We start from the raw sequence: 15,515 nt of genomic DNA, 5'->3' as shown, positions 1-15,515 counted from the left end.
TACGGTTATTCGATACGCGGAGGCCCCTGAAGAATGCGCCAGCGCATGGCATCGACCCACGAGGACTCTTCAGCCCGTTGGGCAAGGTCGGGACGAAAGCCATGAATTGCCTCATGCCACCAGGTTACACCGGCTGCGGCATAAGGGCTTACCGTTTCAGCGGCCCGCGCCGGATCATCGCCAGGGGTGTCGCCACCGATGCTAACATCAAAGGGGCGATCGCTCCCGCGATACCGCTGGACGTAGGCCATGATGTCGCGAATGTCGTCGGGAGTGAGCATTTCTTCGGGCGCGCCGCCGGCCGGTATGGGAAAGACACCATCCCAACGAGCAGCGCGACGGAAGGGCCGTCTATTGGGCCACATGCCCGCCACCCAGACGGGAATCCGGGGAGATTGCTGTGGTGCCGGAAGGAACTGGGTATCCTTGATCTTGTAGTATTGGCCATCGAAACTGAACGACTCGCCACACCAGAGCTTCTCCACGACCTCAAGGCCCTCATCCAACATGGCACCTCGGATCTTGAAGTCACCTGGCTCGCCCAGGTTGTCGAATTCGGCCTTGGTAATCCCGATGCCCACGCCTACAACCAGCCGGCCATCGGACAGATGATCCAGGGAGACGGTCTCCCGCGCGAACTTCCAGGGCCTTCGACGGGGAATCGGCGTAACCATGGCCCCGAGTCGCACGCGTTCAGTACTCAGGGCGATTGCCGTCAAGGCAATCCAGGGATCAACCATGGGCATTACACCCCAATCCCATGCGATATGATCCCAGATGAAGAAGCCGTCCCAGCCGGCAGCCTCGGCATCTTGAGCCAAATCGGCCAACACGCGGGCATCACCGCAGTCACCGAAGTTTATGATATTGATGGCATAGTGCATGATTCGACCCTCTCCAACATGGCACCTACGAGGAACAGCATCTGTCATTATAGTGACTCTCAGCAAAATACACTAATACTCTGCGGGCTAAATAACTATGCAGTAACCAAGGTCCTTCACCAGAAGTAGGGACGGTCTTTAACTGTATATTTATCTACGCCAAGCTGTACTAATCATCCCAGCTCACCTGCCATTACGTATTTGCTTGCAGAAACAGGCAGCGTATATACTACCCCTATGGCCTGTGCCCAGAGCAATGGACCCGGCACCATAGGTCCGGGACCGATCCGGATCGGCGATCGATGCCGGACCAGGAGGATTGGCATGAACTTTCAAACAAATCTTTCTCTCATTTTATCCACAGTGGTATTCCTGTTGGCGGGCAGTGCACCAGTGCTTGCCCAAGCGCCGATGCCGGACCACTCGCCCGAAGAAGACCTTGATCTGGTCGCGACCGATCCGGTCGACGAACGGGAATACCCCTGGCAGCCTCCATTGAACCTGAAAAACCTGCCGGAATCCCGGGCAACCACCGTTAGCCTGGGTGATCCTGGGCTCAGTTTCAGCTACCTGGAAACCCTGGGAACAACAGGCTCACCCTATCATGTTGACTCCTTGCATCTGAACCGCCCGATGGGCATGACGATCGACGACACAGGGGCCATCTATGTCGTCGAGGAAGCAGGCTTTCGGATGCAGAAATTCGACGCTGCAGGAATAAAAACCTTGTCTATCGGTCAGGCAGGCCAACCGGGATTCGACGACGACCTGTTGGCAACACCGGAAGATGTCGCCCTGGACAGCGATGAATCGATCTGGATCGTGGCCGCTTCGGCACTACGGCAGTTCGATGCCAATGGCAGTCCGCTTCAAACTTTCCCATCAAGCAGCCCCTGGACGCCCGGCAGTTCCAATAGCCGGTTCCGTTATCCGCGCGGCGTTGCCTTTGACAGCACGGGCCAGATGTACGTGGCGGACTCCGGAAATCATCGCGTGCAGGTCTATTCGTTATCGGGCGGAACGCCAGGCCATGTAGCTACCATTGGTGTGACCGGGGAGCCAGGCAGCGACTCCGCTCACTTCAACCTGCCCTCTCAGATCGTTCTGGACAGCGCCGACCAATTGTACGTAGCAGATACCGATAACTACCGCGTTCAACGCTGTGTCCTGGCCGGGGCGTGGACCTGCACCACATTCCACGGCACCGGTAGCCAAGGCAACGGGGTCGACACCCTGGATTTTGTCCTGGGAATCGGAATCGATAACAACGACAACCTGTTCATCGCCGATACAGGCAACGGGCGCGTCAAACGCTGTACGCCGGCGGGCAACTGCACCAGCTTTGCCAGCGAGATGATCTGGCCGGGCGACATTGTGGCGGATTCGTTCGGTAATATCTTCATTGGCGACCTGCAGGCCCACACGATCCGCAAGTACAGCCATGGCGGGACATTGTTGGCCATTTTCGCCGGCACCGGTGGCATACCCTACGCCGTCGACCAGTCCCACTTCAATGGGCCGTGGGGTGTAGGCACCGGGGCGGATGGCAAGCTCTTCGTATTGGAAAACCCGGGCTACCGCATGGTCAAGCTGGATTCTGATGGCCTGACGCTGTGGGCGGCGGGGGAAGCGGGCATCTTTGGCGACGACAATGAACACTTTGGCGACTACTGGGGCGGGCCTGAGGGCAACGTGGGGATTGATGCAACAGGCCGCGCTTATATCTCTGATACCACCAACCATCGCGTCCAGGTGTTCAACTCCGACGGATCCTTCAATCAGAGCGTCGGCGGGCAGGGCACGGGTAACCAGCAGTTCAACTGCCCCAGCGGGGTTGCCATCAACCCAACCAACGACGATATCCTGGTGGCGGATCGCTGCAACGAACGGGTACAGATCTATGACAGCAACTGGAATTACAGGCTGACCCTGGGCGAAACAGGTCAGCCCGGGTCTGACCATAGCCACTTCCGTTGGCCCTCTGGCGTCGCCGTCAGTAGCCAGGGCATCATCTATATTGCCGACAGCAACAACCAGCGGATACAGCAGTGTTTGCCCGACGGACAGGCCTACGACTGCGGACCCTTCGCGGGTGAAACCGGCGTCTTCAGCGATGATTTCGGCCATCTTCATCCCATCGCAGTGGCAGTGGGTCAGGCCGGTCGGGTGTATGCCGTCGACCAATGGAACAACAGGGTACAGGTCTTCGATGCGACGGGCGCCTATCTGACAACCATCGGAGGCGAGACAGGCACCGGATCAGGGCGGTTGCGCAACCCTGCCGGCGTAGCTGCAAACCAGGTTGGCACTATCTATGTGGCGGACCAGGAGAATCACCGCGTCCAGAAATTCATGACCGGCGTTCCTTCTTGGGTCCAGGTCAATATCAACGGCTTTGGCCAGCGTTGGAGCACCGGGGTGTCAGCACTGGAACCCTTCGACGGGCAACTGTTCGCTGCCACGTCCGACTGGGAACAGGGCTCCAGGATATGGAAGTCAACGCACGGATCCGATTGGCTGCCCTCCAGCGAGTGGGGATTCACTGATCCCCAGGCAGCACCCGCCGTGGTTGACATGCAACTGTTCCATGGAGACCTCTACGCCTCAACGGGATGGGGCGACACAGGCGCTCAGGTATGGCGCAGTTTTTCGGGCACTTCCTGGTCCAAGGTAGTCAAAAACGGGTTTAGCAATGGGGACAATGTCGCCATCACCGCCCTGGCCGTTTTCGATGACACACTTTACGCCGCCACACAAAACGACTCTGGCGCGGAAATCTGGCGTTCCGGCACAGGAAACAACGGCTCCTGGACACGGGTGGTCACCGCCGGATTCAACGGTGATAGCAGCAACAACCTGGTATCGGACCTGTTCGTGTTTGAGGAAAAGCTCTATGCTGCGGTAGAGAACAATGCAGAAGGCGCGGAATTGTGGCGAACTGACGACGGCGCCAGCTGGGAAATGGCTGCCGTCAACGGCCTGGGTGACCCCGACAACATCCATTTCGGCAGCATGGCCCTGTTCGACAACTGGCTCTATATCAGCACGCGCAACGACTCGACCGGTGGACAGATATGGCGTTCACCGAATGGATCGCTCTGGCTGCCCACCATGGTCGATGGCTTCGGTGACCCGGACAACTTCAAGGTGGAAGCCCTCTTGTCCTTCGACTCCGAACTGATCGCCGTGACCACCAACTTCTCCACGGGGCTGGAGGTGTGGCATTCTTCGGACGGGTCAGTCTGGAATCCCATGAGTCCCAAGGGCTTCGGCGACAACAACAACGATGCAACGCTATGGGCCAACGCCATCGCCAATTTCGACGGTGGTCTGCACCTGGGCACCTGGAACTGGGCCAACGGCGGGGAGCTGTGGCGTTATCGCCCGCAGGATCTGTTCCTGCCAGTGGTCAACGGCCGGTGAGGTTGGTCCCGGCCGTTCAATACCAGCTTACCGCGTCACACGCTATTGCGCCATGATTCAGGTCATATTCTTTCCATCTGGAGGTGTTTCGCCATGAAATCGACCCGCTCGTTGCTCTGCTTGATGTTCGTCCTTGTGCTGCTGGTCAATGTGCCGCCGGCGGCATCGGCACCCGTTGGCCAGTCCGCGCCCACCGCGGATACTCCGTACGCCTGGCAATGTTGGACAACTGACCGGCCAGTCCGATGCCCCGCAGGCCGAGGCGAAGCCATCGCCATGCTTTCACCAGATGACGGTTGGGCCGTGGGCTACGAAGGCAGTATTCAGCATTGGGATGGTGTTGGCTGGTTCCGGGTTCCCAGTCCAACCAACAAGACCCTGTACGGGATAACCATGCTGAGTGCCGATGATAGTTGGGCTGTGGGTGAAGAGGGCACCATCATCCACTGGAACGGAGTCGAGTGGCAACGGTTCGCCAGCCCCACCGACGAAATCCTGACCTCGGTGGCCATGACCGATCCTGACAACGGCTGGGCCGCGGGCTACGAGGGCACCATCCTGCACTGGGATGGCAACCGGTGGCGGCGGGTCGCATCAACAACAACCCGGAGGCTTAATTCGATTGCTTTGACGGAAGAGGGTGGCTGGATCGCCGGCTACGACGGCACCATGCTGCGCTGGGACGGCCATGCCTGGCTTGAGTTCCCAAGCCCAACCGGTCATACGCTGTATTCTGTGTCCATGGTCGCGGCGGATGATGGCTGGGCCGTCGGGAGAGCTGGCACCATCCTGCACTGGGATGGCACCAGCTGGAGCGAGGTTGTCAGTCCCAGCGACGAATTGTTGCAATCGGTAACCGTTCTCGCCCATGACGACGCCTGGGCAGTTGGCGGTTATTCCAACACAACCACCATCCTGCACTGGGACGGCCACGCCTGGGATGAGGTCACCAGCCCGACCGGCAAACCGTTATACGATGTGTCCATGATCTCCGCTTCAGACGGCTGGGCTATCGGGGGTGAGGGCGCTTTTCACTGGGATGGCGCGGTCTGGACCCCCCCCGACTCCCCTACCAAGAGAGATCTGCACTCGGTGGCAGCTGTTTCTGAAAACGAGAGCTGGGCGGTTGGGGAAGGGGGCACCATTCTGCACTGGTACGGCGACCAGTGGACGGCCGTACCCAGTTCAACCGTCCACGATCTCTATGGGATCACCATGCTGGATGCCGACGACGGCTGGGCGGTGGGCGCAGAAGGTACCATTCTGCACTGGGATGGCATTTCGTGGGACCTGGTGGAGAGTCCTACTGACCGGACCCTGTACTCAGTTTCCATGGTCGATGCCAATGATGGCTGGGCCGTGGGTGACTGGAGCACGATCTTGCACTGGGATGGTCACCATTGGTCCCAGTTCGAGATGGTCTCGCAGAAGCGGCTGAGTTCGGTTTTCATGGTTGCCGCCGACGATGGCTGGGCCGTGGGCGGGGGGATGACCATCTTCCACTGGGATGGTCACGCCTGGCTGCGGCCGCCCGGTGCTCCAACCTGGGGAGAAGGGCTTCTCTCGGTTTTCATGGTTTCCGCCGACGATGGCTGGGCCGTGGGCGGAGACGGCACGATCATGCACTGGGATGGCAGTTCGTGGACCCCCGTGGAGAGTCCTACTGACCGGTCGCTTACGTCGGTTTCCATGGTCAATGCTGACGAGGGCTGGGCCGTGAGTAGTCTGAGGTATTCTCCCGCCCTGCTTCGCTGGGACGGCAATCGTTGGCTTCAGGTGACGAGTCCCTTCCCAGTCAGATCCCAATACAGTCTCTACTCCGTTGCGACCACGGCCGATGGCATGGGCTGGGCCGTTGGAAAAAACGGTATCATCATGCACCGGGTGCCCCAATCGGGGGATATTGCCTGGGCACCGGCCTTTACTGCAACCGGACTTGATTTGAACGGCGTCGCCATCGGCGAACCCGACGATGGCTGGGCCGTGGGTGGGGAATGGCCTGCTTCTGTCATCCTGCACTGGGATGGCACCTCCTGGACTCAAGTCGACAACCCCGGCGATGATGAACTAAACGCCGTAGATATGGTAAGCAGTGACGATGTTTGGGCCGTGGGCGGCTATAGCGGCAATTATCCTTCTTCAACTATCCTGCACTGGGATGGGCAATCGTGGAGCCAGGTCGAGAGCCCCACTACTGAAGATCTTTATGCGTTGGACATGGTGTCCAGCGACGACGGCTGGGCCGCGGGAAGGGGTGGCATTTTTCGATGGGATGGCATTGCCTGGTCTCTTTTCGATCAGGAGATCAGTGGAAGTGCGATAGCCATGATCTCCAGCACGGATGGCTGGATCGTTGGTTCGAGGTGGGGTGCAGGTGAATGGCAACACATGTTTCACTGGGATGGAAACGCCTGGTCCCCGGTTGATGTTCCCTCCAGCCGTTACTACCTGAAAGCCATCGCAATGAACCAGGCCGACGATGGCTGGGCCGTGGGCCAGGAAGGCACCATCCTGCAGTGGGACGGGCAGGCCTGGCACAAGGCAGATAGCCCGAGCGATCACGACCTTTGGGCGGTGACCCTGGTTGATACTGAGGAAGGCTGGATTGGCGGCAGCCGGCTGCCGCTGCTGCACGGCGACGGAAACGCATGGGTGCCTGCGCAGACCCCCTCGGCTAGAGGAGTGAATTCGATTGCCATGAGTTCGGCAACCGATGGCTGGGCGGTGGGTTTCGAGGGAGTCATGATGCGCTACGGTGCCCCGGACCCGGCACCCTCTGTTTTCCTGCCCTTGATCACGCGACAGTGAGGCGGGATTTGCGCGGAGATTTCCCTTGCCCGCAATCGGGCGAGATGCTAAAATAGCGCAGCCAATGTCCTCGCAAACTGTTTTTATGAACGTGATAGCCTACAGGAATCTTGTTCGCCGGTCTGTTTTCCCCGGGATTCTGATCCTGGTGGTGATCTCGCTGTTGAGTGGCTGTGCGCCGGGCACGGCATGGTACGACTACGCCATCCCTGCGCCGGAACCCATTGTCGACCCCATAGGTCGGTCGACGGTTGAAACGGTTGCAGAGCCGGCGGCTGTGCCGATGACACAACAACCTCTGGCAGAGCTCTCGATTTCTGCCCAAAACATCGTGGCGGGGGAAACCACGCTGACCCTGGTAGACCAGGTCGGCGGACAATCCCTGGCCATCGACGCGACCGGCTATCTCTCCTTCCTTGCCGTGGGTCCGCGCCTGGTAACCATCGACCACTACGATGCTGCCAATCCCCGGCTCCTGGGGGAAAGCCCGCCACTGCCTGCGATGATCGAAGGGCTGGATGTCCCCGGTTACGGCTATGCCTACGCCGCTGCAGGCCCGGCCGGGCTGGCTATTCTGGATGTCAATATCTACTCCATGCCCCAACTTGTGAGCCTGTTTCCACTGCCCCGGGATGCCCTGCAGGTTTTCACTCGATACGATGTGGCGATGGTAACGGGCGGTCACTGCCCGAACGGCCCCTGCCAGGGAAGCCTCTACCTGGTCGATATAGCCGAAGCTGAAACTCCCGCGCTGCTAAGCGCCACGGAATTGCCCGATTATCCCAATGATGTCGTTGCGGCAGGCAGGATGGCCTACGTGGCTCATGGCATAGGCGTGGAAGTGATCGACGTTGGTGATCCGGTGCGCCCGCGGGACCTGGCCACCATCGAAGTACCCGGAGGGGCACGATCCCTGGCCCTGGACGAAGGCCGCCTCTTCGTAGCCGGAGATGGCATTCGATGGTACGACCTGAGCGAACCGGCCAATCCCCGGCTGATCAACCTTTACGAGACAGACCTGCCCACCGGCTTCGTGGGAGTCGATGGAAACTATGTCTTCGCGACCGAAGTCTTCTGCGAGTTCGGGCAGTGCGGAACCAATCTGATCGCCGTCGATATGGCGAAGCCGTACAGGCCGAAATCCGCCGGCATCCTCGGCCTTCCTGGCGCCAACTCGGCCCTGGTTTTGGTCGAAGATCGTGCCCTGGTCGACACGGCCAACTCGGGATTAACGGTGGTTGATAGTTCAGATCCCAAACAGCTGGCCATTATCGGAGATGTGGTATTTCCAGGTGGCCTGGCGGAAATCGCCGCCATTCCCGGCACACCGCTTCTGTTGGCTGCAGGAACCTCCCAAAGTGTGCTGAGTATCTACGAACCGGTTTGGGGTGCTGCCCCGAAGCAAATCGGCAGCCTGGATGATATGCGCTGGGCCCGTGGCTTCACGATCATCGATAACATCGCCTATGTGCCGGTATGGCAGGAAGGCCTGAAGATTGTCGATCTGTCCGATCCCACACAGCCGCAGGGGGTAGGCAGAATCAGCGCTGACGAGATGGAAGGGGCGGGTTACAGTGTTGCCGTCACCGGCGACAATCCTGCGCAACGACTGGCGTATGTAGCTGTCGGCGATACGGGCCTGCGAGTGCTGGATGTCACCGATTGGACGAAACCTGAATTGCTGAGCAAACTGGACGTGCCGGGTCAACTCTGGCAGGTTGCCCTGGCGGGCGGGTCTGTGCCAGGCGGGCCCGTTGAGTTCCTGTTGGCAGGGGGCGGTGCTGATCAGGGAGATGGCCACAAGGGCATTCTGCGAATATTTGATCTGGGCGATCCCACGCTGCCTCATGAAGTCGGTTCGGTCGAACTCCCGGCAGATGTCTCGGATATTGCCGTGGCGGGCGACCTGGCCTATATTGCCACCGCCAGTTGCTATTATGACATCTGTTCCGGTGGTCTGCACATCGTGGATTTGAGTCATCGCGCCACCCCCCGGCTCATCAGTTCCATGATCGGGCCTGGCGGTTTGATCGGAGTCACCGCCAGCAACGATGGCGTTTACGTTACGGCGGGCGAGCAGGGCATCTGGCTTCTCGACGTGAGCGACCCCGACAGGCCGCGGCCGGTGGCAGCGGGGGATGTGCCAGGAAGCGCTCGCCACATCGTGGTCGATCCGCAGGTTCCCGGGAAACTATATGTGGCAGACAGCAGCGCCGGTCTGCTGGTGTTTGAGAAAAGCGAATCCCAGCCGTAAGCAAAGATGTCTGGAAAAGCGAAAAACAGGCGGTGGACGTGATGTCCGCCGCCTGTTCTTTGGAGTTTCTGCCGAAGCCTCAGCTTTTGAGACTCTGGAGGACTCTTCTCAAGCCTGAGTTGGACTCTGCCGGGGAGGAACACTCTTGACAGTGCCCCGCCCGGTCAATTGAAGCAAGACCAGCAGCATCAACACCGTCGTGATAATGGCCGACGCCAGGCACCAGGCACAAATGGCATGGATAACGAACAGTTCCATCAGCGTCAGATAGATAGAAAACAGCACACCGAAGATGGTCAAGAGCAACAGCGCCAGAGCTGCCCACCAGGACCATTTGCCTGATGCAAAGCGATGCACTGTCCACAATACAAGGACAGCGATATAGTTCAGCATACCCAGGACCGCAACCGGTATGCCTGCAATGCTGGCGTACTCGCTGGATTGGACGATGTTACATTTGCCCACTGGTCCACACACCGCTGCTGTGTGCGTGATCTCCACGTAGGCCAGATACCCGGCGACCCCCAGCCCAATCAGGGCCAGTAGCGGAATGAGCCACGACCAGGCCCTTCCTATTAACTCGCCGTTACTTGCAAACAAGGTATCGCGTGCAACGATGGCGCGTGCGATCGTGTAGATCAGTGCCAGGAGCATCGCACCCAATATGATCGCCGCCAGCGTACCCCCTTCCGTTGCTGTGTCAGTGGTAGGCTCCGGCGGCAGTGGTTCCTCTCCCAGCTGCAAGACATGCTCGGCCGGTGTCGGCTCGCCCTCAGGGACCGATGTACTGTTTGCCTCAGCCTCCGGGACCGGCGTGTCGGTTGCCTGGGCCTCTCTGGATGGCGGCTGTTCAGGGCCCTCGTGTTGTGCCTCTTGTTCCGCACTGAGGGCAATCACCTCGGTCAGACCAGGAATGTCTGGCCAATCGATTCCGTCATTGGCCAGACCCTCGGCGTAGATCTTCGGAAACTCCTGGGGAATCTCCACACTTCCGACCAATACCCGGTCGCCGACGACCAGGCGGGGAACACCCTGCCGTTCGTCGGGCACGGAAAACCGCTGGGTGGATGCCAGGTAAAGCTCCTGACCTCCTGGCTGGGCGATGTCGACCCCGATGATCGCCAATTTATCACCCTCTTTTTCGATCATGGGAACCAGGAACTCGTTGATGACCGTGTGACAATGAGGGCAACTCTGAGAGAAAAACAGAACGGCGCGCACGACCGGCGCTTCATCCTCATCTTGCCCAATCACGCCCTGGGGAAGGATGAAAATGATAATAGCAACAAGGAAAACAAGTAAAAGCGACCTTCGCATCTCAATTACCTCTACGAGACTCTGAGGAGAATCAGTGGCGTAAAATTCACTGACATTATACCCCGGATTGCTATCCTGTACAATTGGTCACAATAAGCAAACACATACATCTTAACGAGGGATACCTCACGGTACAATCTGGCTCATCGTAACCAGTTGCACGCCACTGCGACGGACCTGGCGAAAGTTCGCGCCCTGGCTTACCGCTTGCAGGACCCGGTCCACATCCTGTACGATTGCCCCCGAAAGAAAATGCACGCCGTAATCGAACAGCACAGGTGACAGGGGGGTGCTGGGGCCCAGCAACATCACCAGCGCATCCCGGCGACGAAGAGCCATGAGGCCGGCAAACGTACGGTTGATGAAAGCCGTGCTCGTAATAGCCAGTACATCGGCCCGGGGAACCACATCGACTGCTGCGCTGGCCGGCAGGTCACCCGCCTGAGGTTGCAGTTCCAGGACCCAGAGGGTGCCCACGCGCTCGCGCAGCTGGTCGACGAAGGGAAAATGCCCAACCAGAACAACGCGTTTTCCCTTGCCATGATGTGCAATGACATCAGCCGCATGTTCCTCGGCCCATAACGCTGGCTGGCGCGGCAACAGAGCATTGATAGCAGCCAGGCCAATGGCAATCTCCATCGGGCTATCGGATCGCGCCAGTTGCACCAGGGCTGTGGGGGAAAACCCTGTCAGGTTGCCAGCATCGGCAACCCGCGGCCTCCCGTGATGGCCGGATCGATGCCCGGAAAACGAGGTTGCCAGACCACAACGCCTCTCCCCGGCCACATGGGCCTCAACAGCCGTCCAGCTGGCGCCGACACGAATATCACAAATAGCACCATCGGTAATTTGGGACAAAAGCGAGTCAATCAATATCATCATGGAATCGCGTTGATCTTGGCGGCCAGATCCAAACCATTCAACCGTCAATAACAGGTTGTACGAAACACAGGCTGAAACAACGTTTTGCGCTGAGCACACACCGGATCAACCGCGCATGCTGAACAGTCCGGCTCCGTCATCTCCGGACAGCGGCGACGAGCGTTGAAGAAAAACCAGTCCACTGCACCCATCGACTTTCCGGAAAGTGGCACGAGCGAGTTGACTGCCCGGTAGGCTGCCCGGCGCACAGCTCGCTCTGAGGCCGCGTCCAATACCTGTCGTTGGATCAAAGCCTGCTCCAGCGAAGGATCGGTCACCTCCAGAAGCCCGGTGCGCAAACAGGAGCGCATCAGGTGATAATCGATGATGGGTGGCATTGCCTCAGACGGGCCAGGTCGCAGGAACCTTTCAGGACGCTGGGCCAGAATCAACGCCAGCAGACTTGCTTTCTTGCGCAGCGGGTCTTCCTTGTAGCCGCCCACGTGATCGAGGCTGGACAGGAAGGTTCCCAGAGGTGCAGCCGATCGGTTGGCTGTCTGCACCATCCCGGCCGGGGTATGGGCCATGGTCATCATATCCCGCCCATAGGATCGGGCTACCTCCAGGTGCAGTGCCTGCGCTGGCATGGGATCGCAGCCATCGTCGGCGCGGAAGAGTGCACTCAGGTCCGCGGGAGTCAGGGTGACCTGGCGGGAAGCATGATAAAAAGACCGGTCACCTGCCAGGGGGTGCAACCAGCTTTGCCACAGATAGTCGGAACCTTTGCGTACAGCCCCATCCAGGGGCGCCAACAGCGGGTGGCTGTAGTGATCATCGACAACAGACCAAAAACCGAATTGTTGCAGCGTTGCTGTGAAGAAATAGCCAAGGGTAGCCGGGTGTCCTTCTGGAGGATACTCAGGACCGGTGAAGTCAAAAGCCTGCACCTCCGGCAGGTCTGCGATCAAGGCCGCAACGTTGTCTACCTGCACCGGATTGACGATCACCCTTCGATCTGCTGCCGGCCTGGGCAGCGGGTCGGTTCGCCACAGGGCTGAAGGACCGACACTCTCGATGACCTGCGCAGCCAGAGCGGTGGCCATTTCGGCGGCAAGTACCGGATGCTCGTGACGTGCCAGGAGGGCCAGTGTGGTTCCGCAGAAGGTGTCGCCGGCACCCGTTGGATCCAGTTCCCGTGCAGACACAGGGCTTATTTCGCTGACACGATCTCCCTGACAAACCCTGGCGCCCTTCTCGCCCAGTGTGATGAAGAGAAGCTTCCCCGGCTGGGTTCTGGCATCCACCACATCGGCGAACAGGACAGCAGCCTCGTTTTCGTTCATGAAAAACAGATCAGCCTCACGGAGCAAGGCCCTTACTGTCTCTGTTTCTCCGACAACAACCCTGGCATAGGTACCAACCGAGATACGGGATGCGCCACGCAGTCGGCAGGAGCGTAGGAACGCAAGTTGCCGTTCAGCAGATCCCAGAGCGGCAATGTGGACTATTGAAAAGCCTGAGAGATCACCGGGAAGCTCTTGCGGTGTCAGTCTGGCCTCTGCTCCCCAGCGAGCCGTGACCAGTTCAGCCCTGCCGCCGCCATAATGGGCAATCTCGAAATGTGGAAGGTCCTTGGGAGGAACAAGAGGCCCTATCCAGTCAATCCGCTCTGCCGCTGGTTCCAATGCCCGAGGAACAGGGTCAGGTCTGGGCGCCAACATCGCCACAGTGGCACCCGCCCGGTGCGCGGCAGCAGCGGTATAGAGCCCGGCGCCACCGGGTGACTGTGCTGTCCTGCCTGCGAAATGCAAACGGTCGAGAGAGGCACCTCCGATAACAAGGATATCAACCATGGCGCTCGTTCGCCTTCAGCCAGGCATACATCAGCACACCGCCTGCTACCGCCACATTGAGCGATTCCGCCTTGCCCACCATGGGAAGACTGACCCAGGCATCGACGTAGGGAAGGACATCCTCCGTCAGGCCGCGCGTCTCATGCCCGACCACCAATGCCACCGAACCCTGCCACAAGTTGGCGCCCCAGGCTTCCCCGCGATGGGCATCAGCAGCCACGGTCGAAAGCCCCAATGCCGCAAGTCGCTGGAAAAGAGCCGGCACATCGGTGGTGCGCATCAAAGGCACATTGAAGAGAGATCCCATAGTCGCTCTCACCGCCTTGGACTCGAAGGGGTCCACACAGGGCTCGATCAACACCACCGCGGCTGCATCGATGGCGTCGGCGGTGCGGATTAGCGTGCCCAGGTTTCCAGGATCCTGGAGCCGATCAATGAGCAATACCAGGCCATCTCCTGCCAGACGCAGATCGTTCAGCGGGGTTTCGAACAAGGGAAACAGGGATACGATTCCCTCGGGAATCCCGCGATCGGCCAGGGAGTTCATCACCTCCAGGGAAACAGCCACCAACTCAGCATCTGTGGCAGCCAGGCGCGCCAACACCCTGCCTCCACCGTCGCTCAACTGCAGCTGTTCTTCACTGAAGTAGACTTCCTGGGGCTGCACGCCCGCTGCCAACGCCATCTCCAACAATGCCACACCCTCGACCGAAAAACGGCCCTGGCGCTGCCTGTGTTTGCGCTGGTTCAATTTTCGCACCTCGACGATGCGCCGATTGCGGCGGCTGGTGATTATGGTCTAATCCCTCCCCTCCAGCTGTTCCCAATCGAACAAACCGGTTTCCACGATCTGTCTCCCTCCAGGTACGCCCTGGCACTCAATCCGGGAATCGGATCAATTCCGACTGGTCGAAACGATTGGCCGAACGGGAACATGCCCCTTACTCAGCCGTAATCTCCTGGACAAGATGGTCAATCCGGTTATGGAAATGAAGGCGCCATGTCTCGCGCCGAGGAATCTCCACATACTCAAAATAGGTAACGCCGGTGTTGTGATCCCATATCTCACAGCGGCGCCAGGGACCGATGTTGAAGATATGATCGAAGGCTGCCTCGACGACTCCGCCGTGGCAAACCGCCAGCACTCGCTTTCCGCGGCAGCATGTCACCAATTCCTCAATGAACAGTCCGACCCGGGTACGGAAATGCATAAAGGTCTCACCACCCTCCACGATGGGCGTGGAGGTGGCAAAGGGTCGCTCGCTTGACCAGTAATCAGAATACTCTTTGGGCAGATCATCGCTGGGCCACGGTGTGTGGTCGTAGCGGTTGTTGCCAATCTCCCGCAGTCGATCGTCGAATTCGATCCCGCATTGGTAAGCATCAGCCAGGTACTGAGCGGTCTCCCGGGCGCGACGCATGGTGCTGGCGTAAAGGGTATCGATCTCGGGTACCGCCACCGGCATCCAGGTACCAAGCGCGGCCGCCTGCTGCTGTCCAAGCTCGGTCAACCCCTCATCCAGGTTGCCATCCTCCCAGTCCTTCAGATTCACGTAACTCTGTCCATGTCGAATCAAGTATAGATGCATTGGAGTCCCTGCCTCGTGGAGAAATCGCGGCCCGGCGCGGACTGGTTCAACACCCTCGCCATGCCAAGGTTCTTTGACCTCGTTTCCGGGATTATTTCCCAACAGAACACGCGCAGTCTATCACCACCCAGCACCGTTGTCAAAGCCATTAACCGTGACCCCTTCCCCGGTTCGGGGAGGGGAGTCGGCAGAATTTCTGTTCCCCATACGCCGCTTGAATTGGCTGGCAATCCATGTTATGATAGCCGCTGGTTTCATCATTCTTCCCCGAGGCTTTGCCATGCCACAACATATTCTGATCGTTGAAGATGACGACCTGTTGCGCCGCAGCCTGAGCCTGCAGTTGGAGCTCGTCGGCTATCAAACCAGCACAACCGCCAGCGCTGAGGATGGGCTGGCGGTCGCACGCCGGGATCCACCCGATCTAATCCTGCTGGACGTGGGGCTGCCCGGCATGGATGGCCTGGAGGCCCTTCGTCACTTCAAGACAGGCGCCGATATTCCTGTGATCTTCGTAACCGCCCGT

Annotated in this window: 10 protein-coding genes; 4 read left to right on the top strand and 6 right to left on the bottom strand. The window is 59.2% G+C overall.

The features are described 5' to 3' along the window. Positions 1 to 5 precede the first annotated feature (5 nt). Entirely contained in the window at positions 6 to 884 is an 879-nt protein-coding gene (locus tag U9R25_11050) for an LLM class flavin-dependent oxidoreductase (GenBank protein ID MEA3336439.1), read from the bottom strand. A 324-nt stretch (positions 885 to 1,208) separates the two neighbouring features. On the opposite strand from U9R25_11050, the gene U9R25_11045 reads away from it, so the two are divergent. The 3 genes from U9R25_11045 (at position 1,209) to U9R25_11035 (ending at position 9,369) form a co-directional block, all read left to right on the top strand. Beyond that, complete coding sequence (locus U9R25_11045) at positions 1,209 to 4,307, top strand: 6-bladed beta-propeller (GenBank protein ID MEA3336438.1); 3,099 nt, start codon at positions 1,209 to 1,211, stop codon at positions 4,305 to 4,307. A gap of 93 nt (positions 4,308 to 4,400) precedes the next feature. Further along, positions 4,401 to 7,115 carry a hypothetical protein gene (locus U9R25_11040; GenBank protein ID MEA3336437.1) on the top strand — a complete coding sequence of 905 codons (2,715 nt, stop codon included), beginning with the start codon at positions 4,401 to 4,403 and terminating at the stop codon, positions 7,113 to 7,115. 85 nt (positions 7,116 to 7,200) lie between these two features. After that, positions 7,201 to 9,369, top strand: coding sequence for a hypothetical protein (locus U9R25_11035; GenBank protein MEA3336436.1), 2,169 nt, complete (start codon positions 7,201 to 7,203; stop codon positions 9,367 to 9,369). 108 nt (positions 9,370 to 9,477) lie between these two features. Here the strand turns inward: U9R25_11035 and U9R25_11030 are convergent, their stop codons facing one another. The 5 genes from U9R25_11030 to U9R25_11010 all read right to left on the bottom strand — a co-directional run bounded on the left by U9R25_11030 (position 9,478) and on the right by U9R25_11010 (position 14,989). Beyond that, positions 9,478 to 10,686 carry a vitamin K epoxide reductase family protein gene (locus U9R25_11030; GenBank protein ID MEA3336435.1) on the bottom strand — a complete coding sequence of 403 codons (1,209 nt, stop codon included), beginning with the start codon at positions 10,684 to 10,686 and terminating at the stop codon, positions 9,478 to 9,480. Positions 10,687 to 10,812: 126 nt separating this feature from the next. Further along, positions 10,813 to 11,568 carry a DUF364 domain-containing protein gene (locus U9R25_11025; protein ID MEA3336434.1) on the bottom strand — a complete coding sequence of 252 codons (756 nt, stop codon included), beginning with the start codon at positions 11,566 to 11,568 and terminating at the stop codon, positions 10,813 to 10,815. A gap of 44 nt (positions 11,569 to 11,612) precedes the next feature. Further along, positions 11,613 to 13,400, bottom strand: a complete 1,788-nt coding sequence (locus U9R25_11020; protein ID MEA3336433.1) for a carbohydrate kinase family protein — start codon at positions 13,398 to 13,400, stop codon at positions 11,613 to 11,615. Beyond that, complete coding sequence (locus U9R25_11015) at positions 13,393 to 14,151, bottom strand: RNA methyltransferase (GenBank protein MEA3336432.1); 759 nt, start codon at positions 14,149 to 14,151, stop codon at positions 13,393 to 13,395. The genes U9R25_11020 and U9R25_11015 overlap by 8 nt, the downstream gene beginning before the upstream one ends. A 190-nt stretch (positions 14,152 to 14,341) precedes the next feature. Then, positions 14,342 to 14,989 carry a histidine phosphatase family protein gene (locus U9R25_11010; GenBank protein ID MEA3336431.1) on the bottom strand — a complete coding sequence of 216 codons (648 nt, stop codon included), beginning with the start codon at positions 14,987 to 14,989 and terminating at the stop codon, positions 14,342 to 14,344. Between the two features lie 280 nt (positions 14,990 to 15,269). Here U9R25_11010 and U9R25_11005 point away from each other — a divergent pair. After that, on the top strand, positions 15,270 to 15,515 hold a 246-nt coding region (locus U9R25_11005; GenBank protein ID MEA3336430.1), incomplete at its 3' end, for a response regulator.

Source organism: Chloroflexota bacterium, assembly GCA_034717495.1.
Lineage (GTDB): Bacteria > Chloroflexota > Anaerolineae > JAAEKA01 > JAAEKA01 > JAYELL01.
Note: the sequence above shows the minus strand (reverse complement) of the source record. Positions and strands in the feature narration are given on the sequence as shown.

Excerpts from the sequence above, each read along its gene's own strand:
- U9R25_11045 (MEA3336438.1), top strand. The coding sequence starts at position 1,209 with ATGAACTTTCAAACAAATCTTTCTCTCATTTTATCCACAGTGGTATTC.
- U9R25_11040 (MEA3336437.1), top strand. The coding sequence starts at position 4,401 with ATGAAATCGACCCGCTCGTTGCTCTGCTTGATGTTCGTCCTTGTGCTG.
- U9R25_11030 (MEA3336435.1), bottom strand. The coding sequence starts at position 10,686 with ATGCGAAGGTCGCTTTTACTTGTTTTCCTTGTTGCTATTATCATTTTC.
- U9R25_11020 (MEA3336433.1), bottom strand. The coding sequence starts at position 13,400 with ATGGTTGATATCCTTGTTATCGGAGGTGCCTCTCTCGACCGTTTGCAT.
- U9R25_11050 (MEA3336439.1), bottom strand. The coding sequence starts at position 884 with ATGCACTATGCCATCAATATCATAAACTTCGGTGACTGCGGTGATGCC.
- U9R25_11025 (MEA3336434.1), bottom strand. The coding sequence starts at position 11,568 with ATGATGATATTGATTGACTCGCTTTTGTCCCAAATTACCGATGGTGCT.
- U9R25_11010 (MEA3336431.1), bottom strand. The coding sequence starts at position 14,989 with ATGCATCTATACTTGATTCGACATGGACAGAGTTACGTGAATCTGAAG.
- U9R25_11035 (MEA3336436.1), top strand. The coding sequence starts at position 7,201 with ATGAACGTGATAGCCTACAGGAATCTTGTTCGCCGGTCTGTTTTCCCC.